General features: G+C 71.5%; 2 protein-coding genes. One reads left to right on the forward strand and one right to left on the reverse strand.

Annotated elements, in window-relative coordinates; all coding sequences use genetic code 11:
• Window positions 1-168 precede the first annotated feature (168 nt).
• Window positions 169-789: a J-domain-containing protein gene (locus AB4079_RS05685; protein ID WP_441786325.1), complete on the reverse strand. Its 621-nt coding sequence runs from the start codon at window positions 787-789 to the stop codon at window positions 169-171.
• A gap of 269 nt (window positions 790-1,058) precedes the next feature.
• Between AB4079_RS05685 and AB4079_RS05690 the strand changes: the two genes are divergently transcribed.
• Entirely contained in the window at window positions 1,059-1,676 is a 618-nt protein-coding gene (locus tag AB4079_RS05690) for a class I SAM-dependent methyltransferase (protein ID WP_441786326.1), read from the forward strand.
• Window positions 1,677-1,747: the final 71 nt, after the last annotated feature.

A 1,747-nucleotide genomic window follows, 5' to 3' on the forward strand; every position in this document is an offset into this window, starting at 1 on the left:
ACGCAACACGCCGTTAACCGCGTGCGATAACGGCGTGTTGCGGCCCATGGATGCGCGCGGGCGCCACGGGACGCGGATGCGGGCGCGCGGCCGCCTGCCACCTGTATGACGCAACACGCCGTCATTCACGTGGCGGTCGCGGCGTGTCTCGTCAACTGGATCGCACAGCTAGCGGCCGGACTCGCGGCGCAGGCGGCGGCGCTCGCGCCGCGACAGCGCGTCCCACGCCTCGCGCTGGGCTCGACGGTCGGCGTCGGCCTGGCGGATGCGGTCCTCCCGGCGCTGACGCCACCGGTCGACCTCGGCGTCCACGTCGCGGGTCGGTGTGACGACCGGCGGCCCGCCCTGCAACTGCCGCCGCGCCTCCACGATGCGGCGGTTGAACGTCTCCAGGTGCTCCCGCACGGACGTCTCGGACGCCAGCCGGTCGAGCCGGGCCTCCAGCTCGCGATCCTCCGAGCGGAGCAGGAGCGCCGGCGGCCCGAGCCCGGTGAGCTGCTCGCGCTCGATCTTGCGGCGGATCCACCAGTCCGGGTCGTGCGTGCCGGTGAGTCCCGGCAGCGGTTTGCCCGCGCCCGGCAGGTTGTCGAAGTCGCCGCGGCGGATCGCCTGCTGGATGGCCGTCTCGACGACCTGCGCGCGCTGCTCCATCGACGGCTGGCCGGCGTTCGCCTCGTCGACCTCCTCGCCGCGGGCCTCGGCCTCCCGGCGCAGGCGGTAGCGCGCGGCGTCGACGAGCGGGTCGGACTCGCCAGCCGCTGGACGATTCTCGTCGCGGTTGCGGGCCATGTCATCCACCCTACGCCGGTCGGCGCACCGGTCTTCGGCGCCTCCGCCAGCCGTCTGCTTCGTGAACGGTAGGTGAATATCCGAACATCGCGACCCCCGCTCGGTTGACTTTCCCCCCGACACGATTACTGTGTGCACTAAGCAACCGGATGGCAGGCTGAACCGCAGGGGGCGGGCAGCTGTACTGCATTCCCGGTGCGCGGCGGTCGGCTTTTTCGGGTGAGCCGACCGCCGCAACTTTTAACTCGCCACGCGTTACGCTGGCCCCCGTGAGCGACGACCAGCACCTGAGGATGGTTCGCGAGCGTTTCGACGACCGCGCCGCGCACTACGACGACAGCGCGATGCACCGTGGCCTCGCCGCCGCGGTCGCCGCCTTCGCCGACCTGGACGGCGTGGATGCGGTACTCGACATCGCGACCGGCACCGGGCTGGTGCTGCGCGCGCTTCGCGACCGTGGTTTCGCCGGCGCTCTCTCCGGCGTGGACCTGTCGCCACGGATGGTGGATGAAGCCCGCCGTCACCTCCCGGACGCCCAGCTGCTCGAGGCCGACGCGACTCGCCTGCCGCTACCGGATAATGCGTTCGACCTCGTGACCTGCGTGACTGGTCTGCAACTCTTCCCTACTCCGGCCACCGCGATCGCCGAGTGGGCGCGCGTCCTCCGCCCTGGCGGGCGTGCGGTCACTGCGACGTTCCTCGCCGTCGACCCGTCCCGCCACCGTGCCGCACCGCAGGCGCACGCCGATCACATCCCGTTCGACTCGGTCGAACAGTTGGATGCCCTGGTCGCACCCGCGGGCTTCTCAGTCGGCCGCACCGAAACGTGGGTGGACGGCGCGGACGAGCTCCTGATCGCGGAGCTCGCTCTGACGCAGTCCACCTGACCGCCTCCGACCCCACTGAGGTGCTCGTAGTTGCGTTCCTCCCCGGCGTGTCGGGCGCACCTACGAGCACC

Origin of the sequence: Leifsonia sp. 2MCAF36 (genome assembly GCF_052115525.1) — a bacterium.
Taxonomy (GTDB): domain Bacteria; phylum Actinomycetota; class Actinomycetes; order Actinomycetales; family Microbacteriaceae; genus Leifsonia.

Bases quoted from the DNA above. Each gene is read 5' to 3' on its own strand.
- AB4079_RS05685 (WP_441786325.1), bottom strand. From the start codon at position 789: ATGGCCCGCAACCGCGACGAGAATCGTCCAGCGGCTGGCGAGTCCGAC.